This window comes from Streptomyces sp. MGP-BFMKR1 (genome assembly GCF_057766585.1).
Map to the genome: position 1 here is coordinate 6,617,004 of NZ_CM173408.1, position 17,887 is coordinate 6,634,890.

13 protein-coding genes are annotated in these 17,887 nt (G+C 74.2%); 6 read left to right on the forward strand and 7 right to left on the reverse strand.

Annotation, left to right across the window (positions count from 1 at the left end; all coding sequences use genetic code 11):
* The first annotated feature begins 195 nt into the window (after window positions 1–195).
* From glnA to AC3CHW_RS26535, 5 genes are all read left to right on the forward strand, one after another.
* Window positions 196–1,557, forward strand: a complete 1,362-nt coding sequence (glnA, locus tag AC3CHW_RS26515; RefSeq protein WP_176161294.1) for a type I glutamate--ammonia ligase — start codon at window positions 196–198, stop codon at window positions 1,555–1,557.
* 446 nt (window positions 1,558–2,003) lie between these two features.
* On the forward strand, window positions 2,004–2,288 hold the full coding sequence (locus tag AC3CHW_RS26520) for a WGxxGxxG family protein (RefSeq protein ID WP_398607853.1): 285 nt from the start codon (window positions 2,004–2,006) through the stop codon (window positions 2,286–2,288).
* A gap of 31 nt (window positions 2,289–2,319) precedes the next feature.
* Entirely contained in the window at window positions 2,320–2,463 is a 144-nt protein-coding gene (locus tag AC3CHW_RS26525) for a glutamine synthetase (protein ID WP_488468148.1), read from the forward strand.
* 249 nt (window positions 2,464–2,712) lie between these two features.
* The gene (locus AC3CHW_RS26530; protein ID WP_488468149.1) at window positions 2,713–3,981 is read left to right on the forward strand and encodes a serine hydrolase domain-containing protein; all 1,269 of its coding nucleotides are present in this window, start codon (window positions 2,713–2,715) and stop codon (window positions 3,979–3,981) included.
* 493 nt (window positions 3,982–4,474) lie between these two features.
* Window positions 4,475–7,750, forward strand: a complete 3,276-nt coding sequence (locus AC3CHW_RS26535; protein ID WP_488468150.1) for a bifunctional [glutamine synthetase] adenylyltransferase/[glutamine synthetase]-adenylyl-L-tyrosine phosphorylase — start codon at window positions 4,475–4,477, stop codon at window positions 7,748–7,750.
* A 124-nt stretch (window positions 7,751–7,874) separates the two neighbouring features.
* On the opposite strand, the gene AC3CHW_RS26540 is transcribed toward AC3CHW_RS26535, so the two are convergent.
* Together AC3CHW_RS26540 and AC3CHW_RS26545 are read right to left on the reverse strand one after the other, a co-directional pair.
* Window positions 7,875–8,981: a phosphatase PAP2 family protein gene (locus AC3CHW_RS26540; protein ID WP_488468151.1), complete on the reverse strand. Its 1,107-nt coding sequence runs from the start codon at window positions 8,979–8,981 to the stop codon at window positions 7,875–7,877.
* Between the two features lie 86 nt (window positions 8,982–9,067).
* Window positions 9,068–10,153, reverse strand: a complete 1,086-nt coding sequence (locus AC3CHW_RS26545; RefSeq protein ID WP_488468152.1) for a LacI family DNA-binding transcriptional regulator — start codon at window positions 10,151–10,153, stop codon at window positions 9,068–9,070.
* Window positions 10,154–10,596: 443 nt separating this feature from the next.
* Between AC3CHW_RS26545 and AC3CHW_RS26550 the strand changes: the two genes are divergently transcribed.
* Window positions 10,597–12,399, forward strand: a complete 1,803-nt coding sequence (locus AC3CHW_RS26550; RefSeq protein ID WP_488468153.1) for a glycoside hydrolase family 13 protein — start codon at window positions 10,597–10,599, stop codon at window positions 12,397–12,399.
* Window positions 12,400–12,456: 57 nt separating this feature from the next.
* Here AC3CHW_RS26550 and AC3CHW_RS26555 read toward each other — a convergent pair whose 3' ends face one another.
* The 5 genes from AC3CHW_RS26555 to AC3CHW_RS26575 form a co-directional block, all read right to left on the reverse strand.
* Window positions 12,457–13,233, reverse strand: a complete 777-nt coding sequence (locus AC3CHW_RS26555; RefSeq protein ID WP_488468154.1) for a hypothetical protein — start codon at window positions 13,231–13,233, stop codon at window positions 12,457–12,459.
* Window positions 13,234–13,635: 402 nt separating this feature from the next.
* On the reverse strand, window positions 13,636–14,652 hold the full coding sequence (locus AC3CHW_RS26560; RefSeq protein WP_488468155.1) for a DUF4253 domain-containing protein: 1,017 nt from the start codon (window positions 14,650–14,652) through the stop codon (window positions 13,636–13,638).
* Between the two features lie 209 nt (window positions 14,653–14,861).
* Window positions 14,862–15,719: a TetR/AcrR family transcriptional regulator gene (locus AC3CHW_RS26565; RefSeq protein WP_488468156.1), complete on the reverse strand. Its 858-nt coding sequence runs from the start codon at window positions 15,717–15,719 to the stop codon at window positions 14,862–14,864.
* Between the two features lie 39 nt (window positions 15,720–15,758).
* Window positions 15,759–16,862: a PDR/VanB family oxidoreductase gene (locus tag AC3CHW_RS26570; protein WP_488468157.1), complete on the reverse strand. Its 1,104-nt coding sequence runs from the start codon at window positions 16,860–16,862 to the stop codon at window positions 15,759–15,761.
* A gap of 2 nt (window positions 16,863–16,864) precedes the next feature.
* Window positions 16,865–17,794: a metal-dependent hydrolase gene (locus tag AC3CHW_RS26575; RefSeq protein WP_488468158.1), complete on the reverse strand. Its 930-nt coding sequence runs from the start codon at window positions 17,792–17,794 to the stop codon at window positions 16,865–16,867.
* Between the last annotated feature and the right edge of the window lie 93 nt (window positions 17,795–17,887).

Genomic DNA, 17,887 nt, shown 5'->3' on the forward strand with positions numbered 1-17,887 from the left:
CCGGGCACCCGCGCGCGACGTGAGAGGGGGCCGGCCCGCCGGGCGCGGGCCCGGTCCCACGCCAACGCGCACGCGCCGGCGCGAAGCACCGGCACGGATGCGAAACTCAACGGAAACCCGGTGGCGTGATACTGAGGTGTCACCGGATCTGCCAAGCACCCCAGAGCAGCCGTCTGACCTGCGAGGATAGGTACTATGGATAAGCAGCAGGAGTTCGTGCTCCGCACGCTCGAAGAGCGCGACATCCGCTTCGTACGGCTGTGGTTCACCGATGTGCTCGGCTTCCTCAAGTCCGTCGCGGTCGCTCCCGCCGAGTTGGAGCAGGCGTTTGACGAGGGCATCGGCTTCGACGGCTCCGCCATCGAGGGCTTCGCCCGGGTCTACGAGTCGGACATGATCGCGAAGCCAGATCCGGCCACCTTCCAGATCCTGCCCTGGCGCGCCGAGGCCCCCGGCACCGCGCGCATGTTCTGCGACATCCTGATGCCGGACGGCTCCCCGTCCTACGCCGACCCGCGCTACGTCCTCAAGCGCATCCTCGCCAAGACCTCCGACCTCGGCTTCACCTTCTACACCCACCCCGAGATCGAGTTCTTCCTGCTGAAGAACAAGCCCGTCGACGGCACCCGCCCGGTGCCCGCCGACTCCTCCGGCTACTTCGACCACACCCCGCAGAACGTCGGCATGGACTTCCGCCGCCAGGCGATCACCATGCTCGAATCCATGGGCATCTCGGTCGAGTTCTCCCACCACGAGGGCGCGCCGGGCCAGCAGGAGATCGACCTTCGCTACGCCGACGCGCTGTCCACCGCCGACAACGTCATGACCTTCCGCCTCGTGATGAAGCAGGTCGCGCTGGAACAGGGCGTGCAGGCCACGTTCATGCCCAAGCCGTTCTCGGAGTACCCCGGCTCCGGCATGCACACCCACCTCTCCCTCTTCGAGGGCGACCGCAACGCCTTCCACGAGTCCGGCGCCGAGTACCAACTCTCCAAGGTGGGCCGCTCCTTCATCGCCGGGCTGCTCCGGCACGCCGCGGAGACCTCCGCCGTCACCAACCAGTGGGTCAACTCCTACAAGCGCATCTGGGGCGGCTCCCAGCGCACCGCCGGCGCCGGCGGCGAGGCCCCCTCGTACATCTGCTGGGGCCACAACAACCGCTCCGCGCTCATCCGGGTGCCGATGTACAAGCCGGGCAAGACCGGCTCCACGCGCGTCGAGGTCCGCTCCATCGACTCCGGCGCCAACCCCTATCTGACGTACGCGGTGCTGCTCGCCGCCGGCCTCAAGGGCATCGAGGAGGGCTACGAGCTGCCGGCCGGTGCCGACGACGACGTGTGGGCGCTCTCCGACTCCGAGCGGCGCGCCATGGGCATCGAACCGCTGCCGCAGAACCTGGGCGAGGCGATCGCCCTCATGGAGCGCAGCGAACTGGTCGCCGAGACGCTGGGCGAGCACGTCTTCGACTTCTTCCTGCGCAACAAGAAGCAGGAGTGGGAGGAGTACCGCTCCGAGGTGACCGCCTTCGAACTGCGCAACCTGCTCCCGGTGTTGTAGGGCTGGTCAGCGGCACAGGGAACGCCAAGCGGGCGGGCCGTCCCGCTCGGCGGAGGCGGCCCGCCCGCAGTCATGACCAGTTCTGGGCCGTCCAGGGGCCGTCACGCCCGGACGAACGCCCCCGGCGCACCCTGTCCATGGCGACGCGGGCCCGCCCCTCACCGCTCGCAAGCAGGTGGGTACAGGCCCGCAGGGTGACCCCAGTGCGTTGCCGACCGCGGGCACGTTGGGGCGTGCGTGGGGTGGGGCGCGTGGTGGACGAGGGCACTCCACCAGGTCACCCGTTCGGCCGTATGGCCCCTACTGGGCGTAGCGCCCGGGAGAGGGGCCCCACCGCCCTTCGGCGGGAGTTGTCGCGCCTGCCGGAGTTGCGCGCCTCTCCGGAACCGTTCCTATGGGGAGCAAGGCCCACCTTTTGGGTTATCCGAGGAGGAACTATGCGTCGCATGACTATCGGTGCTCTCCTGACCGCCGCTCTCCTTGCGGGACCCGCTGCGGTCACCGCGGAAGCGCAGACACCGGTGGTGGCCCAGGCAGCCACCGTGCAGGCCACCCAGAGTCAAGCGCAGGGTGATGACAACAAGGACGACGACAACGGAGGCTGGGGCCTTTGGGGTCTCGCCGGCCTTCTGGGTCTGCTCGGCCTCATCCCGCGTCGGAACAAGACACACGACACGGGAACCCGGCGCGGCACAGGGGCTGGTGGCGCGCACCCGAATGATCGTCTCTGAGTCAGACGCGCGTCAGGAGATCCATCAGTCGATGGTGTCGAGGTCCCCGGCCGGCACGGTCGGGGACCTCGGTCGGCTCGGGTCTTCCTTCCCGCGCGGCAGGAAGCAGGACTGGGTGACGTACCGCTCCGAGGTGACCGCCTTCCCACTGCGCAACCGGCTGCCGGTGTTGTAGGGGCTGGTCGGGCCGGCCCTCCGGGCGGTGGGTCGCCCTTCGGCCGGCGCGCGATCCCCTCTGCCCCCTCTGCCCCCTCTGCTCCCTCCGTTCCCTCCGTTCCGCACGTTCCTCGACGCCCCCGGCTCGCGACGGGTGGCGGGCGTACCGAAAAACGCATACGCCTGCGATATGCGTCGCCGGCTTCGATGGGCGCGTGGACCGCCGCGCACCTGTGAGCGGTCCGACGATCAGGAATGGAACGTGATCATGGACTCGGATTCCGTACGCGGCGTGCGCGGCATCGACCGGCGGAAGCTGCTCGGATGGGGCGGGTTGACGGCCGCCGGGGTGGCGGCGGGCGGCGCGCAGTTAGTTGGTGCCCGACCCGGCCACGCCGCCCCGGCCGCGACCGACCCCGACGCCATTCCGCCGGACGCCAGGCCCGGCGGGGCCTACGACCGGTATGTGGCGAAGCTGGCCGCCGAGGACAAGTTCTCCGGCGTGGTGCTGCTGTCGCACCGGGGCCGCACGGTGCTCTCGCGTAGCTACGGCATGGCCGACAAGGAGAAGGGCGTGCGCAACCACGAGGGGGTCGCGTTCAACCTCTCGTCGGCGGGCAAGCCGTTCGGCGCGGTGGCCATCCTGCAACTCGCGCAACAGGGCAAGCTACGCCTCTCGGACCCGGTGGGCGCGCACCTGACGGGCTTCCCCAAGGAGATCGCCGAGCAGGTGACCATCCACCATCTGCTCTCCGGCACCTCGGGGTTGAACACCCCGGAGGAGGACCTGGAGCGGATCTTCCAGAGCAGGGACGAGGTGCGCGAGTACTACGAGCGGTGGGCCCGCCAGGCCAAGCTGGTGTCCGCCCCCGGCACGCCCACCGACCACGCCGGCGCCGAGGTCGCCATCCCCGCGCTGATCGTCGAGGCCGTGTCGGGCACGACGTACTGGGACTACGTCGAGGAGAACGTCTTCCGGCGGTGCGGCATGACCGGCACCGCGTTCTACACCCGGCCGCAGTGGCTGACCGACAAGCACATCGCGCACTCGTACATGCGGGTGGCGGACGGCAGCCTGGTGGACGCCGTCCGCAACCTGGACAAGGGCAGCCCTGACCCGTACCAGTTGGGCAAGAACCCGGCGCGCGGCTTCATCGACTTCCCCGGCGACGGCGGCTTCGCCACCGCGCCGGACCTGGTCCGCTTCGCGCACGGGCTGCGCGACGGCACGCTCCTCGACCGGCACTACGCCGAACTGTTCTTCGGCCCCAAGGTCCCCCTCGCCCCCCAGGGCGGCGGCCTGGCCCGCGAGGCCCACAGGTCCGTCCCCGCGGACGCGGCCTTCGGGACCTACATGATGCCGGTCAGCCTCACCAACGGGCAGTGGGTGAACGGCCGCGCCGGCGTCAACCCCGGCAGCTTCGCCAGTTGGAACATCTATCCCGACACCGGCTGGGTCGGCGTCATCCTCGGCAACTCCGACGACGTGCCGTTCTTCGACGTGGTCCAGCGGGAGGTGGAACTCCTCACCGGCTGACGCGGCGACACCGGCTGCCGCGGTCCGCCCCGCGCCCCGGCGGCCCGGCCGCGCCACCGTCCCCCTGAGCGGCGGCTCGACGTACCGCGTACGGCAGCCGGTGTAGGGCAGCCGCGCAGGGCAGCCGCGCGGGGCAGTCGCGTACGGCGCACCGAGCCTCCCGGCCCGCCCCGTTCACCCCCACAGGCACCGCAGGTCACGCACGTCACGCATGCCCCGCGACCACGTCCCGGGCACGCCGCCCCGCGTGCCGCCCCGCACGCCGTCCCCGTCCCCACCCCCCGCGCGCGCGGGCCGGAGGCAGTCGGTCTCCGGCCCGCGGCACTCCGTGCCGTGCGGGTATAGGGCACAGTGGACACGGCCGCCCGTGCCGGTGGGTCCCCGCTGGGCAGGTACTAAGCTCCCTCGCGGACCAGGGCGAGCGGTCGTGGCCAGGGCGCCGCGCCGTAGGCGCCGGCACCGGGTGACGACCGCGCGGAAAGGCGGGTACGCCGTGCTGCAAGGGCGACGGGACAGCCGGTTCGGCCGGCTGCTGCGCTATGGATTCACCGACCCCGCGGCGGCCGAGCGGCTGCTCGACGCACCGGGGCTCGCCGCCGTGCGGGCCGATCCGGTGCTGCTCGACGCGCTGGGCGCCACCGCCGACCCCAACCTGGCCCTGATGGGCCTGGTGCGGCTGGCGGAGGCGCTGCCGGAGGACGAGCGGCAGACGCTGCTCACCACGGTCACCACGGCCAAGCCGCTGCGCGACCGGCTGCTCGGGGTGCTCGGCGCGTCCGAGGCGCTCGGCGACCACCTCGCCCGGCACCCCGACGACTGGCGCTCGCTGGCCACCTACGAATCCGCCGACCTGCATCCGAGCATCCCCGAGTTCGAGCAGGCCCTGACGCACGGCGTGTGGGGCGACCCGGCGGGCGAGCTGAGCAAGCCCGACGCGCTCCGCGCCGCCTACCGCAGGTGCCTGCTCGGCATAGCGGCCCGCGACGTGTGCGGCACCACCGGCGTGGCGCAGACCGCGGCCGAACTCGCCGACCTGGCCACCGCGACCCTCCGTACCGCCCTGCGGATCGCCGCCGAGGAGGCGCCCGAGGACGCCGCCGCGTGCCGGCTGGCCGTGATCGGGATGGGCAAGTGCGGCGGGCGCGAGCTGAACTACGTCTCCGACGTGGACGTCATCTTCGTGGCCGAGGCGCCGCACCGCCCCGCCACCGCGCGCCCCGACGCGCCCGGCGACCCGGCGGCCCCCGAACCCCGGCGCTCCGGCGCGGGGACCGACGACGAGTCAGCCGCGCTGCGCGCCGCCACCCGGCTCGCCGCCCACCTGGTGCGCATCTGCGGCGACGTCACCGCCGAGGGCACCATCTGGCCGGTGGACGCCAACCTGCGCCCGGAGGGCCGCAACGGCCCCCTGGTACGCACCCTCGCCAGCCACCTCGCCTACTACCAGCGGTGGGCCAAGACCTGGGAGTTCCAGGCGCTGCTCAAGGCCCGCCCGGTGGCCGGGGACGCCGCGCTCGGGCAGGCGTACGTGGACGCGCTGGCCCCGCTCGTGTGGCAGGCCGCCGAGCGCGAGAACTTCGTCGCCGACGTCCAGCAGATGCGCCGCCGGGTCGTGGAGAACATCCCGGCGGCCCAGGTGGACCGGGAGATCAAGCTGGGCCCGGGCGGCCTGCGGGACGTCGAGTTCGCGGTGCAGTTGCTGCAACTCGTGCACGGCCGCAGCGACGCCTCGCTGCGCAGCGGCAGCACGCTGGACGCCCTCGCCGCGCTGGCCGCCGGCGGCTACGTGGGGCGCGCGGACGCCGCCGCGCTCGACGACGCGTACCGCTTCCTGCGCACCATGGAGCACCACATCCAGCTCTACAAGCTGCGCCGCACCCACCTGGTCCCCGAGGACGAGGCCGACCTGCGGCGCCTCGGCCGCTCGCTGTCGCGACCCTTCGACTGGCCGCGCACCGAGCCGGTGACCCGGCTGCGACAGGAGTGGAAGCGGCACGCGCGCGAGGTGCGCCGGCTGCACGAGAAGCTGTTCTACCGACCGCTGCTCGACGCCGTCGCCCAGCTCGAACCGGGCGAGACCCGGCTGAGCACCAAGGCCGCGGGGCAGCGCCTGGAAGCGCTGGGGTACGCCGACCCGGTCGGCGCGCTGCGCCACCTGGAGGCGCTGGCCTCGGGCGTCACCCGCAAGGCCGCCATCCAGCGCACCCTGCTGCCGGTGCTGCTCGGCTGGTTCGCCGACTCCGCCGACCCGGACGCGGGCCTGCTGGGCTTCCGCAAGGTCTCCGACGCGCTCGGCAAGACGCCCTGGTACCTGCGGCTGCTGCGGGACGAGGGCGCCGCGGCCGAGAACCTGGCCCGCGTCCTGTCCGCCGGCCGGCTCGCCCCCGACCTGCTGCTACGCGCCCCCGAGGCGGTCGCGCTGCTCGGCGACCCGCAGGGGCTGCGCCCGCGCACCCGGGCCCACCTGGAACAGGAGGTGCTCGCCGCCGTCAGCCGCGCCGACGGGCCCGAACAGGCGGTCGCGGCGGCGCGCGGAGTGCGCCGGCGCGAGCTGTTCCGTACCGCGGCGGCCGACCTCATCGGCGCCTTCGCCCCCTACCACGAGCACCCGGGCCACCCCGGGTACGCCGGCGGCACCACGGCGGCGGCGGGGGCCGCGGCCGGGGGCGGCACCGGGGGGACGGGGCCCGCCGCCGCGACCGGGTCGCTGTCGGCGCGCGGCGGCTCGGGCGAGCCGGCGGCGCACGGCGCCGGCGCGGCGGCCGGCGGCGAACCACCGGCCGGGCTGGACGCGGGCGCCGCGGCCGACGCCGTCGGCGCCGCCCTCTCCGACCTCAACGCGGCCACCATCGCCGGCGCGCTGCGCGCGGCCGTGCGCGACACCTGGGGCGAGACCCTGCCCACCCGGTTCGCGGTCATCGGCATGGGCCGCTTCGGCGGCCACGAGCTGAACTACGGCTCCGACGCGGACGTGCTCTTCGTCCACGAGCCGCGCCCCGGCGTCGACGAGCAGGAGGCGGCCAAAGCCGCGTTCGCCGTCGCCAACGAGATGCGCCGGCTGCTCCAGCTCCCCACCGCCGACCCGCCCCTGCTCATCGACGCCGACCTGCGCCCGGAGGGCAAGTCGGGACCGCTGGTGCGCACCCTCGCCTCGTACGCCGCGTACTACCGGCGCTGGGCGAAGGTGTGGGAGAGCCAGGCGCTGCTGCGGGCGGAGCCGGTCGCGGGCGACGCCGACCTGGGGGAGCGGTTCATCGAGCTGATCGACCCGCTGCGGTACCCCGTCGACGGCCTCGGCGAGGACGCCGTACGGGAGATCCGCCGGCTCAAGGCGCGGATGGAGACCGAGCGGCTGCCGCGCGGCGCCGACCCCACCACCCACACCAAGCTCGGCCGTGGCGGCCTGTCCGACGTGGAGTGGACCGTGCAGCTCCTGCAGTTGCGGCACGCCTGGGCGGAGCCCGGGCTGCGCACCACCCGCACCCGGCCCGCGCTGGCCGCCGCGCACGCCATCGGCCTGATCGACACCGACGACGCGCAGACCCTGGACGAGGCGTGGGTGCTGGCCACCCGGGTGCGGAACGCGGTGATGCTGGTACGCGGCCGGCCGGGCGACACCTTCCCCGCCGACGGCCGCGAGCTGGCCGCCGTCGGCCGTTACCTCGGCTACGAGCCGGGACACGTCGGCGAGATGGTGGACGACTACCGCCGCACGACCCGGCGCGCCCGTGGGGTGATGGAGCGGCTGTTCTACGACTACCCGGGTTGACCCACGACGCCCCGACCCGCCGGTGGGCCGGCCACGGGCCGGCCAGCAGAGAAGGACGACCCGGCCGGAGCGCGCTGGTCGGCCGGTCAGGAGGGGCGAGCCGGGGCGCTGGAGCGGTCGGCGGTCAGGAGCGGCGGGCCGCGGTGCCGGAGCGGTCGGCCGCCGACCCGTCGCCCGGGGCGGGGGCCGCTTCGGCAGCCTCCGCCGGGCCCGACGTCAGCGGGGTCGCCGGCGCCGCGGCGGCCCTCGGGGCGGGTGACGGCCCGCGCCGCTCCGAATCGGCCGGGGGCACGGGGCTCGACTCGGCCCCGGCCGGTGCCTGCGCGGGCTGGCTGGTGGCCGCCGGTGCCTGGGCGGTCCGGGCGGGGACGGAGCGCCGCGCGACGGGGCTCACGATGTGCCGCGGCAGCCGGTACGGCGAGGCCGCGTACCACAGCGCGGCGACCGCGAAGCCGAACGACAGGCAGATCAGACCGCCGACGGCGTCGAGCCAGAAGTGGTTGGCGGTGGCGACGATCACCACCAGCGTGGCCACCGGATACAGCACGCCGAGCGTCTTGACCCAGCGCGGCCGGGCCAGCGCGGCGATGGTGATCCCGCACCAGGTCGACCAGCCGATGTGCATCGAGGGCATGGCCGCGTACTGGTTGGACACCTCGGCCAGATTCCCCGAGGCCAGCGAGCCCCAGGTGTGGTGGACCAGAACGGTGTCGATGAAGTCCATGTCCGGCATCAGCCGGGGCGGGGCCAGCGGGAAGAAGAAGAAGCCGACCAGGGCCACGCCGGTGGTGGCGAACAGCACCAGGCGGATCGCCGCGTACCGCCCGGGATGCCAGCGGTAGAGCCACACCAGGACGCCGATCGTCACCACGAAGTGGAGCGTCGCGTAGTAGTAGTTCATGCCGACGATCAGCCAGGTGACCGAGTCGACGCCGTGGTTCACGCCGCGCTCGACGGCCAGCCCGAGGGACTGTTCGGCGTCCCAGATCCAGTGGGCGTTGCGCAGCGCGGTGTCCTTGTGCGCCGGCACCGCGTTGCGGATCAGCGAGTACGTCCAGTAGCTCACCGCGATGAGCAGGATCTCGAACCACAGCCGGGGCCTGCGGGGCGCGCGGAGCCGGGCCAGACGGGTGCGCGCGACCGGCGGACCGGCCTCTTCCGCGCGCTCCTCGATGGGTGGCGGGAGAGCTGCCGTCCGGTGTTCCGGAGTCCTCGAAATCGCTTCACCCATAGAAGAACAGTCTGCCAGACTTGTCTGCTCGGCAGATCACCCGCAGGTCGGGTATCCGCCTCACCCGAGGGGCGGACATCCGCCCCTCACGCCCCCTGGGCGGGGCGCGCGGGGGCGGCCGGTGAGACGCCCGGCGCGGAAGCGGTTGACTCCCGTACGACCAACTCGGGCAGGAACACGAACTCGCTGTACAGCGGGGCCGAGGCGGCGTTCGCCGCGTCCGCCGAGTGCGCCCCGCCGATCTCCTCCAGCAGGGCCCGCACCGCCGCCTGGCCCATGGCGCGTACGGGCTTGCGCACCGTGGTCAGCGGCGGGTCGGTGAAGGCGATCAGGGGCGAGTCGTCGAAGCCGATGACGGACACGTCCCGTGGCACCCGCAGGCCGCGCTCGCGGGCGGCCCGCACCGCGCCGAGGGCCATCGTGTCGCTCGCGCACACCACCGCCGTACAGCCCCGCTCGAGCAGCGCGCCGCCGGCCGCCCGGCCGCCCTCCAGGGTGTAGAGCGAGTGCTCGATCAGCTCCGCGCACGCCTCGGGCGCGACGCCGAGCCGCTGCCGCATGCCGCGCTGGAACCCCTCGATCTTGCGCTGGACCGGTACGAACCGCGCGGGGCCGAGCGCGAGGCCGATCCGGTGGTGCCCGAGCGCGGCCAAGTGGGTGACGGCCAGCTCCATCGCGGCCCGGTCGTCGGGCGAGATGAAGGGCGCGCGCACCTGGGGCGCGTAGCCGTCCACCAGCACGAAGGGCATGCCGGCGGCGCGTAGGCGCGCGTAGCGGCGCACGTCGGCGGTGGTGTCCGCGTGCAGCCCGGAAACCACGATGATGCCGGCCACGCCCCGGTCGACCAGCATCTCGGTCAGCTCGTCCTCGGTCGGGCCGCCCGGCGTCTGGGTGGCCAGCACCGGCGCGTACCCCTGCCGGGTCAGGGCCTGCCCGATGACCTGGGCGAGGGCGGGGAAGATCGGGTTCTCCAGCTCGGGCGTGATCAGCCCGACGAGCCCGGTGCCGCGCCGGCGCAGGCGCAGGGGGCGTTCGTAGCCGAGCGCGTCGAGCGCGGCGAGTACGGAGGCGCGAGTGGCCGCGGCCACGCCGGGCTTCTCGTTCAGCACCCGGCTCACGGTGGCTTCACTGACCCCCGCCTGGGCTGCGATGTCGGCGAGCCGTGCGGTCATGGAGTGGGACCCTACCGGTCACCCGCCGCCCTGCCCACCGCGGCCGATACGGGCCCGGCCACCGCCCGCGCGCGACTGCGGCCGGGCCTCGGGGGAGCGGCGCGCGGCGGAGGAGGACACCGTCATTGCAAGAGCTTGCAGTCGCTGGTAGGCGCGGCGCGACAGTGGGGGATCTGCCGAAGATCCTCGGTGAGCTGGCTGTCAAGGGCGTATGGCGGCTGGCGGGCCGGCGCGTGGGGGCGGTGTTCGGGGGGCGCGGTGGAAAACTTCGCAAGCTCTTTCCGTGTCCTTGCAACCCTGTTACGTTCCTCGGCAACCCAGCCAGCCCGCCGTGGCCCGCCGCCGACCGGCGAGCGACCACGCCCCCGCCGCGCCCCACCGTGGCGCCGCACCGGCCCGTGGGCCGGCGCCGCCGCTCCGTATCCGAGCACCCCAGGGATGACATGACAGAGCACCTCGCCGCCCCCACCGGCACGGCTCCGACGGACCACCCCGCAACCACCCCGACCGCCCCCGCCCCCGCCGGCGCGGCGGCGCCTCGCGCCGACCACCGCCCCGCCGCCGCCCATCGCGCCGAGGACCACACCGCCGGCGAACCCCGCGCCGCCGAACCCCGCGTCGCGGCCGGCGCGCGGCACTCCGAATGGTGGCGCGAAGCCGTCATCTACCAGGTCTATCCGCGCAGCTTCGCCGACGCCGACGGCGACGGCATGGGCGACCTGGCCGGGGTCCGCCACCGCCTGCCCCACCTGCGCGACCTCGGCGTCGACGCCGTCTGGCTCAGCCCCTGCTACGCCTCACCGCAGGCCGACGCCGGCTACGACGTGGCGGACTACCGCGCCATCGACCCCATGTTCGGCACCCTGGCCGACGCCGAGGCCGTCATCGACGAGGCCCACCGGCTCGGGCTGCGGGTGATCGTGGACCTGGTGCCCAACCACTGCTCCGACCAGCACGCCTGGTTCCGGCGGGCGCTGCGTGAGGGGCCGGGCTCCGCGCTGCGGGACCGCTTCCACTTCCGGACCGGCAAGGGGGCGGACGGACAACTGCCGCCCAACGACTGGGAGTCCATCTTCGGCGGGCCCGCCTGGACCCGCACCACCAACCCCGACGGCACCCCGGGCGAGTGGTACCTGCACCTGTTCGCGCCGCAGCAGCCCGACTTCAACTGGGACCACCCCGCCGTCCACGACGAGTTCCGCACCATCCTGCGATTCTGGCTCGACCTCGGCATCGACGGCTTCCGCATCGACGTCGCGCACGGCCTGGTCAAGGCCGCCGGGCTGCCCGACATGGGCCAGACCGGGCAGCTCAAGCTGCTCGGCAACCAGCCGCTGCCCTTCTTCGACCAGGACGGGGTCCACGCGATCTACCGGAGCTGGCGCAAGGTCCTCGACGAGTACCCCGGGCAGCGCATCGGCGTCGCCGAGGCGTGGACCCCCAGCGCCGAGCGCACCGCGCGCTACCTGCGCCCCGACGAGCTGCACCAGGCGTTCAACTTCCACTACCTCACCACCGGTTGGGACGCCGCCGCGCTGCGCTCGGTCATCGACGCGTCGCTGGCCGCCATGCGCCCGGTCGGCGCGCCCACCACCTGGGTGCTGTCCAACCACGACGTGGTGCGGCACGCCACCCGGTTCGCCGACGCCAGCCCGGAGCAGGGGCTCGCCCGCGCGCGGGCGGCGGCGCTGCTCATGCTGGCGCTGCCCGGCTCCGCCTACCTCTACCAGGGCGAGGAACTCGGCCTGCCCGAGGTCACCGACCTGCCCGACGAGGTACGACAGGACCCCTCGTTCTTCCGCGGCAACGGCCAGGACGGGCTGCGCGACGGCTGCCGGGTGCCGCTGCCCTGGTCGGGCGACGTCCCGCCGTACGGCTTCGGCCCCGAGCCCGGCGGCCCGAGCTGGCTGCCGCAGCCGGCCGCCTGGGCGCGGCTCAGCGTGGCCGCGCAGACCGGTGACCCGCACTCGACGCTGGAGCTCTACCGGCGGGCGCTCGCGGTGCGCCGCGCGCAGCCGGCGCTCGGCGCGGGCGACGCGGTGCGCTGGCTGACGGCCCCCGACGGCGTGCTCTCCTTCCGGCGCGACGCGCCACAGGGCGGCGTGCAGTGCACGGTCAACACGACCTCCGCCCCCGTGCGCCTGCCCGAGCCCGGCCCGGTGCTGGTGGCCAGCGCCGAACTCGGCCCCGCCGAAGGGGGGACGCGCGAACTGCCCGCCGACACGGCGGTGTGGTGGGCGGTGTGAGCCCGGGCCCGGGGCGGTCGGTCCCGCCCCGGGCGCCCCGGGCCGCCGCGAGCTGGCTCAGCCGCGCAGCCGCACCCCGTACCGGGAGCGCAGTCGGCTGATCTCCCAGCAGGAGAGGGCCGTCACCGTGGCCGGGCCGCCGACGAGCAGCACGTACGCCAGAGCCGGCGGGCCGCTGGGCAGCCCGCCGATGGCCGCGATCTCCCAGACCAGGATGCTGGTCAACAGGGCCGGGGTCGCGGGGTGCACGGCCGCCGTGCCGAAGCCGGTGCGGACCACCGTGACCGACGCGAACAGGAACAGGAACACCGACCACGCGCCCGCCGCCAGGCTCGCCAGGACCAGCAGGAAGCCGAGGTTGCCGCCCGCGTGCGAGGGGTTGAGCAGGTCCACGCCGTAGAACAGGGCGGGCATCAGGGCCAACGTGCCGAAGAACAGGCCGAGTTGGCGCAGCGGCCCGCGCAGCGCGGCCCGCATCGTGGCGCGGCGGGCGGGTGGTGCCAACCAGATGAGGACGCCGAGGACGACCGGTCCGCTGGCGATGAGCAGCCAGGGCGCGAGGAGGAGCGTGACCCACTGCTCGGTGAGGTGCTGGTCCACGTCCTGGCCGTTGCCCAGGGCCACGACGACCGCGATCGTGACCGCGACCGCTGCCCACGTCCGGAGGGCCTTGAGGCGCGCCACCCGCGGGTCGTGCACCGGGGCAGGGGCGCTACCGCGCACGAAGACGCGCCAGGCCGCGAGGCGGGCGCTGCGGGCGAGTGAGTACAGCGCCAGCAGCGGCGAGAGCAGCAACAGGACGGGCAGCAACACCGGGTACAGGCCGGCGGGCACGGGCCGCAACATCCGCAGCACCGATGGCCAACCCCGGGGCCGTGAGAGGGCGTTCGGGTCGCCCGGCGGCGGGACCGGCGGGGCCGGCGGCGCGGGCGGTGGGGCCGGCGGGCCCGGCTGTGGCGGCACGGGGCCGCCGCCCGGTGGGCTCGGTGGAGGCGGGTCGCCTCCCCAGGGGATGGTCGTCATCTCCGCGCACCTCACTCTCCGGCGCTCCCGCACCGCCCGGGACCCTACCGCCCCCCAAGACGCCCTGGCGGGACGGCGCGGTTGCCGGACCGACGTGTCACCTTCCTGGCGGCAACCGATGCGATTCCGTGTCCCGGCAAGCGAGTTGCGGGTTCTGTGACGGCTCGCCCCGGCCTGCTCGCGCGCGGGCCGGGGAGAGCCGTCACGGCCCGGTCAGTCCCACCAGAACGACCAGTTGTGCTTGCCCACCAGGTGCTCCCGCGCGTACCGCTCCAGGGTCTCGCTGTCCTGCCAGATGTTGTCCGGGCAGAACGCGAAGTGCTCGGCCGCGATCGGCAGCGCCTCCTCCAGGGTGCGGGGCGGGTGGGGGACCGACACGTGCAGCACGTCGAACTCCAGCGCCACCACGCGTATCCCGAACCGGTCCTCCCAGGACCGCAGCACGGCGGAGAACGGGGCCGCGTCCTCGTCGTAATTCAGCGGGCCCAGCCAGCCGATCGCCGCGAGGACGTCCGCGCTGCGCTCGGCCGGCACCAGGGCTATCCGGGGCGCGGTGAGGATGTCGTACTCCACCAGGGCGGCGGCCACCTCGGCGGCGCGCTCGTCCGGGTCCACCACGGCCGGGCAGGCCGGCGCGAGGCCGGGCCACGCGGTGCCGTACGGAGCGAGCGCCACGGCGTCGTCCAGATCCGCGCCGCCCTCGCGCGCCGGCTGGCCCGGGGCGCGGCCCGCGCGCCAGGAACCCTCGGCCGCGCCGTCCGCCAACTCCTCCTCCGGGCCCGCCTCCAGCCCGTCCGCCAGCTCGACGCCCTCATCGACCACGGCGGCGCCCCGCTGGTCGGCGACCGCGGCGACCTCCTCGTCCTCCACCGGGGCGGTGTTGTCGGCCCACCACTCGGCCAGCAGCGCGCCGGCCTCGAAGTCGTCCGGGTCGGTCACCAGGTCCGGGCCCAGCTCCTCGTTCCACGGCTGGTCGCCATCGCTCTCGCGCTCCCCGCCGAGCAGCACCGGGCGCAACCCGGCCGCCTTCAGCGCGGGCAGCAGCCGCCCCCAGGAGTCCTCCGTGGCCGGCTCGGTGGCGCGCCACAGCAGCGGCTCGTGCCACAGACCGTCGAGGGTGAGCCGGTGCAGGGTGCCCGGCGGCAGGTCGAAGTCGAGTCCCAGGGAGCGTCCCGTGGGGTCGGCGGCCAGGATGTGGAGGGGGTTCGGGGGTGTCGCGTGCGTGGTCACAGGGGTGACGCTACCCCCAGTGTCTGACAACTCAGCGTCGAACAGGCGTCGGGCGATCAACGTCCCGGCGCGCAACAGCCGGCGACCCACCGGCCAGCACGCGGCGACCACCCGCCACCGCCCGTCCCGCAGGCGGGACGTAGCCGCACAACCCGGGCATCCCGGACCCGCGTATCCCAGCCCTCGGAAAGCCCGGACACGGGGAGTTCTCAGACCCGGGGGGCCTCGGGCGCCCGGGGAGCGTGCGGGAGGCGCGGGGTGTGTGAGACGGGCGAGGTGCGGGGGACGTGGGGGCCCTGCGGAACCCGGGAGGCCGCAGGTGCCTGGGGTGCCTCGGGTGCCTGGGGCGCCTCGGGCACCAGCGTGACCAGCCGTGTCAGCAGGTCGGCGAAGAGGCCGTCCGGCGGCTCCTGGGCGAGCAGGTCCCGGACCAGGTCGGCCAGTTCCGGGTCCGCCACGGCGCCCACCGCGGCGAGGGCCACGAAGTCGTGCACGAGCTGCACCTCAAGCTCCGCGCGCGCGACCGTGCGCCCGTCGAGCCACAGCAGGGCGGTGGTCTCGGCCAGCGAGACCCACGAGCGCACGATCAGCGCGAGCCGCGCGGAGGGCCGCTCGACCTCCAGGTGCGCCAAAATCTGCTCGTACGCCGCCTGCCGCACGTCGTCGATGGTCGCGCGGGCGCTGCCCGCGGCGTGCGGCACGTCGCCGCCGCCGACCGCCGCGGCCGGGCCGCCGCGCATCAGGGCCGAGAAGCCGGGCCCGTGGTCCTCGACGAAGTCGAAGAAGCGGCCCATGACGCGCAGCAACCGCTCGCCCAACGACCCCTCTCGCGGCTCGACGAAGCGGGCGCTCAGCTCGTCGGCGGCCCGCCGCAGCGCCGCCTCGTACAGGCTCTGCTTGCCGGGGAAGTAGTGGTAGACCAACGGCCGGGAGATGCCGGCGCGTTCGGCGATCTCGTCGATCGAGACGTCCTCGGGGGACCGGCTGCCGAAGAGGTCGAGCGCCACCGTGATGAGCTGTTCGCGTCGTTCCTCGACGCCCATTCTGCGGCGTGCGCTCTTGGCCATGGCCTCATCCTAGTTGGCCGCCACACCGCCCCGACCGGCTCAGAGGTCGAGCACGAGCTTGTCCCCGTACGCCCGCGAGACGCAGATGAGCATCTGGTCGTCGCGCTCCGCGTCGGTCAGCAACTCGTCGCGGTGGTCGATGTCGCCGGCGACGACCCGTTGCAGGCAGGTGCCGCAGAAGCCCTGGGCGCAGGAGTACGCCAGGTCGGGCAGGGCCTGTTCGCGGATGGCGGTCAGCACGCTGGTCTTCGGCCCGACGCTGACCGTGGTGCCGGTGCGGCGCAGCTCCACCTCGAACGCCGTGTCCACGCCGCCACGGTGCCTCGCCCCGCCCGGCGCGAACCGCTCCATGTGCAGCCCGCCGCCGGGCGGGTCGGCCGCGCACAGCTCGGCGACGGCGTCCATCAGCCCGTCGGGCCCGCAGCAGTAGACCGCGGCCCCCTCGGGCGCGCCGGCCAGCACGGCCGCCAGGTCCGGCCGGCCCCGCTCGTCCTCGGGCAGCACGCTGACCTTCTCGGGGCCGCCGAGCTTCTCGACCTCGGCCACGAACGGCATGCTGGCCAGCGAACGCCCCCCGTACACCAACCGCCACGGCACGCCGGCCGCCTCCACGGCGCGCAGCATCGGCAGGATCGGCGTGATCCCGATGCCGCCCGCGACGAAGACGTACGCCGGAGCCTCGACCAGCGGGAACCGGTTCCGCGGCCCCCGCACCTCGACCTCCTCGCCCTCGTGCAACTGCTCGTGGACCTCCCGGGAGCCACCCCGGCCGTCCTCGACGAGCCGGGTGGCGATGGTGTACGAGGTGGTGTCGGCCGGGTCGCCGCACAGCGAGTACTGCCGGATCGTCCCCGAGGGCAACACGAGGTCCAGATGGGCGCCGGGCTGCCAGGGCGGCAACTCGGCACCGCTCAGCCGCAGGCGCACCACGCCGTCGGCCGCCTCCTGCCGTTCGGTGATCATCATGCGCAGCGCCACGCCGTCGCGCCCGGCCCGGTCGCGGCCGGATATCGGGTCCTCAAGCGCGGGCATGGGCCACAGCGGGGACCGCTCGACACCGCGACCCAGGGCGTGCCGGACGACGAGCGCGGCGGCGGCGAGCGCGATGACGGTGCGGGGGCGGGGCAGGGGGACGCGGGCCATGGTCAGGCACCTCCGGTCGAGCGGGTGGGGGTCGGCTTGGCCTCGGCGGCCGTCGCGGCGGGGGAGTTGGCCAGGTAGGCCAGGGCCTGGGCGGTGCTGCACTCCCGCGAGGGGTGGTAGCCGGGGCTCAGGTACGCCGGTATGGAGCGGGCGATGGCGCCGGGGCGGGGCAGCAGGCCCTGCCGCCCGGCCCGCACGAACTCCCGCAGGCTGGCCTTGCCGTCGCGCAGCGTCGGGTCGTTGGCCATGAAGAACCTGACGCCGCGCTGCCAGAGGAAGACCAGCGCGGTCAGCGCCGCGCCCCAGGTCCGCACCCGGCGCCGGTAGCCGCCGTCCACGTGCAGGAACAGATCGAACGCCACCGACCTGTGCTCGACCTCCTCGGCGCCGTGCCAGCGCAACAGGTCGAGCATGACCGGGTCGCAGCCCTTGCGGTCGAGCGCGTCGGCGCCGAGGACCCAGTCCCCGAGGAACGCCGTGTAGTGCTCGATCGCCGCGATCAGCGCGATCCGCTCAAGGAGCCACCAGTCGCGTGCCCGGCCGGGCGGCAGCGTGCGGTCACCGAGCAGCTTCTCGAAGAACCAGTCGACCTGCGCCGTGTACGGGGTGGGGTCGAGCCCGAGCCGCGCCAGGTGCGGCAGTACCTGGTCGTGCGCCTGGGAGTGCATGGCCTCCTGGCCGATGAAGCCGAGCACGTCCGCGCGCAGCCGCTCGTCCCGGATGAGCGGCAGGGCCTGCTTGTAGACGTGCACGAACCAGCGCTCGCCGGCGGGTAGGAGCAGGTGCAACACGTTGATCGTGTGCGTCGTGGCGGGGTCGCCCGGCACCCAGTGCAGGGGGGTGCCGGACCACTCGAAGTCCATGTTCCGTGCCGTGAGCGGGGTGTACTCCGAGGCCACGGGGGCGGGCCGCGCCTTGGCCGTATTAGACATGGCGTCAATGTACTGGCGGGTAAGTAGATGGCAACAGGGGTGCGCACTCGGGAATTTCCACCGCCGACGGCCGCCTCCCGGCCCCGCGACCAG